This window comes from Ostreibacterium oceani, from assembly GCF_009362845.1.
Lineage (GTDB): Bacteria > Pseudomonadota > Gammaproteobacteria > Cardiobacteriales > Ostreibacteriaceae > Ostreibacterium > Ostreibacterium oceani.
The window spans coordinates 1-4,231 of sequence record NZ_WHNW01000019.1; the positions used below are offsets into that span (position 1 = coordinate 1).

The window sequence follows — 4,231 nt, forward strand, 5'->3', positions numbered from 1 at the left end:
CTGCTATTTAGCCGTGGATTATAAGCTTAACCTATCATCAAATAAACCAGCCGAGTATTACTCACCGAAACCAAGGCTTTTTTCATAAAAAAACGGACACGTTAATAACGTATCCGTTTTCATTATTTAACCTTAATTGGCTAGATCTGTTGATTATTAATTACTTTATTGATTTTCGACGACGAATCAACCCAAAAGCCACTACACCAGTCATCAACGACAATAACCCCATAACACTCGTCGATGGAATATTCTCTGTTGTTGAGGCTACCGCGAAGTTCGTCGCCGTAGAGAAGACATCTCTTCTTCCATTCGTATCATCCGCGACTAAGTTTGTTGCAAATGAGTCAAAAGCAACGTAGCGCCCATCAGCAGAAATCGAAGGATTATATGAACCATTATTGCTCTCTAAATCGTTGCTATCGACACTGAAACGCGTGGTGACGCCCGTTTGTGTATCGTGTACGAAGATATCTTGAGCACCATTCGTATCTCCCGTGACCAAGTTTGTTGCATCTGAGTAAAAAGCAACGTAGCGCCCATCAGCAGAAATCGAAGGGATTTGTGAATAATCATCGCCCTCTACACCGCTACTGTCAACGCTGACACGCGTGGTGACGCCCGTTTGTGTATCGTGTACGAAGATATCAAGATTCCCATTCGTATCCCCCGCGACCAAGTTTGTTGCACCTGAGTGAAAAGCAACGTAGCGCCCATCAGCCGATATCGAAGGGGCATATGAACCATTATTACCCGCTATACCATTACTATCAACGGCATTTGCATTATTACGAATTACAATGGGCATTAATTTTTTAGGTCATGGATTAGTTCGTTTTACAAAATTAGACGGCTTTAGAGATTGGATGATCACTACATTTCAAGACAGTTTAATACCAACTTTTGCCGTTACAGTTTGGGGAAGTGTATTACCTTTTTTGGAATTTGGAATTGGATTATTATTAATCTTGGGATTATTCACTTATCGAGCAAGTAGTGCAGGAGCGATAGTAATCATTATTCTTTTATTTGGTTCAACATTAATAGAAAATTGGGAATGGGCAGGAATGCAGATGATTTACGCCCTATTCTTTTACTTTTTAATATCCAATGTAGAAAAAAATAGTTGGTCAATTGATAATTTAATTAATAAGTAATCTAAAAATTAAATCCATAAACAAAAAAGGCTATTGGAAATTTACTTAGGTAAATAGTTTCAAAGACACTTTGCAAAAAAATAGTAAGAATGCTATTGTAGCATTTTTATAATTAGTCTTGTAAATCTAAATCAAGTATTTTAACAGTTTAAATACTAAAAATATTCTTAAATTAGAAAACATTGAAATACAACGTTAACTTTTATATCAAATAGAATTTAAAATAATGAAAAAAACACTTTTTACACCATACAATATGAATGGAATTTCATTAGAAAATCGTTTTCTAATGGCGCCAATGACACGTTCAAGAGCTTCTCAACCTAACGACATTCCTAATAAACTAATGGCTGAGTATTATGGACAAAGAGCATCTGCAGGTCTCATAATTACAGAAGCAAGCCAAATATCATTACAAGGAAAAGGATATGCTAAAACGCCTGGTATCTACACCCAAGATCAAATTGATGGATGGAAATTAGTCACAAATGAGGTGCACAAAAAAAGAAGTAAAATATTTTTACAATTATGGCATGTCGGTAGAGTTTCTAGTTCACAAGTAAATGGATTACAACCCATGGGACCATCCGCAAAAACAGCTAAAGAAACTACAGTATATATATTTGATGGAGCACCTAAAGGAGATGCTACTTTTGTGCCTGTAGAAGAACCAAAGGCAATGACAAAGGAAGACATAAAACATGTCATTCAAGAATTTAAAATGGCTGCTAAAAATGCAGTTGAAGCAGGTTTTGATGGTGTAGAGATTCACGGAGCAAATGGGTATTTAATCGATCAATTTTTAAGAAGCAACTCAAATATAAGAACAGACGAATACGGAGGAAGTCAAGAAAATAGAATAAGACTACTTACAGAAATTACGCAAGCAGTTGCAAACGAAATAGGAATAGAAAAAACAGGTGTTAGGTTATCACCTTTTATCAGTTTTAAAGATATGAATGACCCAGAAATTTTAGAAACAATAATGTTAGCATCTAAAAAACTGGAAGAGATTGGAGTAACCTACATTCATTTATGTGAAGCCGATTGGGATGATGCTCCAGAAATACCAAAGACTTTTAGAACTGAATTACGAAACACTTTTAGTAAAACGATTATTGCAACAGGAAATAAAACACCAACAGAAGCCAATGAATTATTAGAAAAGAATCTAGTAGACCTAGTAGGTTTTGGTCGTAAATTCTTAACCAATCCAGACTATCCAAAACGAGTAGAATTGAATACTGAAATGAACGAAATTACCGATAATCATACATTATTTGGTGGTGGAACTGAAAGAGGTTATACGGATTATCCTTTTTTAGACAAAAATATATAATCCTTCTATTACCAATGCATACGTCATACAAACCAAACGGAAAAATAAAAGTCAAAGTGAAATATCAATCAAGTAGACAACTAACAGTCAAACAACTGCCTGTAAGCTAAATACCAAGGCTAACATCGCCACTATATAATATTTTTTCATTGTGCTATTCCTAACAATCTGATTATGTTCACTTAATATTCTAACTCATTTGTTGCTGTTTTTCTAATTATTGCTGAGTTCATCTCCAGTCCAATCATAACGAACGACCTCATACGGCAATGTGTGGTGTGCTGCCGTGATGTTTGCTTGAGCGACAAATATTTTACTTAAAATATACACTAACTTTAGAGGGATTACAGTGTGAGTCAGCATCATAAACCAGCTGAGTATTACTCACCGAAATAAGGCTTTTCTCATAAAAAAACGGACACGTTAATAACGTATCCGTTTTCATTATTTAACCTTGATTGGCTAGATCTGTTGATTATTAATTACTTTATGAATTTTCGACGACGAATCAACCCAAAAGCCACTACACCAGTCATCAACGACAATAACCCCATAACACTCGTCGATGGAATATTCTCTGTTGATGATGATGGTGCCGCGAAGTTCGTCGCCGTAGAGAAGACATCTCTTCTTCCATTCGTATCATCCGCGACTAAGTTTGTTGCAAATGAGTCAAAAGCAACGTAGCGCCCATCAGCAGAAATCGAAGGATTATATGAACCATTATTGCTCTCTAAATCGTTGCTATCGACACTGAAACGCGTGGTGACGCCCGTTTGTGTATCGTGTACGAAGACATCAGCAACCCCATTCGTATCCCCCGCGACCAAGTTTGTTGCACTTGATTGAAAAGCCACGTAGCGCCCATCAGCAGATATCGAAGGGACTTGTGAGAAATCATCACCCCCTATATCGCTGCTATCGACACTGACTCGCGTTGTCACGCCCGTTTGTGTATCATGTACGAAAATATCTCTCGTTCCATTCGTATCCCCCGCGACCAAGTTTGTTGCATCTGATGAAAAAACAACGTAGCGCCCATCAGCAGAAATCGAAGGATCAGATGAATAACTATCACTCGCTACACCACTACTATCGACACTAACACGCGTGGTGTTCCCCGTTTGTGTATCGTGGACGAAGACATCAGCAGTCCCATTCATATCCCCTGCGACCAAGTTTGTTGCATTTGACCAAAAAGCAACGTAGCGGCCATCAGCAGAAATCGAAGGATCAGATGAATAACTATCACTCGCTACACCACTACTATCGACACTAACACGCGTGGTCACGCCCATTTGTGTATCGTGTACGAAGATATCAGCAGCCCCATTCGTATCCCCCACGACCAAGTTTGTTGCATTTGACTGAAAAGCCACGTAGCGCCCATCAGCAGATATCGAAGGGTTATATGAATGACTATCGCCCTCTACACCGCTACTATCGACACTGACACGCGTGGTCGCACCCGTTTGTGTATCGTGTACGAAGATATCTTGAACACTATTCGTGTCCCCAGCGACTAAGTTTGTTCCTCTTGATGAAAAAGCAACGTAGCGCCCATCAGCAGAAATCGAAGGGACAGTTGAATTATCATCGCCCTCTGTTCCCGAACTATCAACACTAACACGTGTGGTGACGCCCGTTTGTGTATCGTGGACGAAGACATCATCACGCCCATTCGTATCCCCTGCGACTAAGTTTGTTGAATTTGATGAAAAAGCAACGTAGCGCC

At 38.7% G+C, this 4,231-nt stretch carries 4 protein-coding genes; 2 read left to right on the top strand and 2 right to left on the bottom strand.

Annotation, left to right across the window (positions count from 1 at the left end):
* Positions 1–160 precede the first annotated feature (160 nt).
* A complete protein-coding gene (locus GCU85_RS09785; RefSeq protein ID WP_152811001.1) occupies positions 161–808 on the bottom strand; it encodes a TolB family protein in 648 nt (215 codons plus the stop codon).
* On the opposite strand from GCU85_RS09785, the gene GCU85_RS09790 reads away from it, so the two are divergent.
* Positions 801–1,157 (top strand): DoxX family membrane protein, encoded by a 357-nt coding sequence (locus GCU85_RS09790; RefSeq protein WP_152811002.1) that lies wholly within the window; start codon positions 801–803, stop codon positions 1,155–1,157. The two genes, GCU85_RS09785 and GCU85_RS09790, sit on opposite strands and share 8 nt — an antisense overlap.
* A gap of 226 nt (positions 1,158–1,383) precedes the next feature.
* Positions 1,384–2,496, top strand: a complete 1,113-nt coding sequence (locus tag GCU85_RS09795; protein ID WP_152811003.1) for an alkene reductase — start codon at positions 1,384–1,386, stop codon at positions 2,494–2,496.
* A gap of 482 nt (positions 2,497–2,978) precedes the next feature.
* Here the strand turns inward: GCU85_RS09795 and GCU85_RS09800 are convergent.
* On the bottom strand, positions 2,979–4,231 hold a 1,253-nt coding region (locus GCU85_RS09800; protein ID WP_152811004.1), incomplete at its 5' end, for a TolB family protein.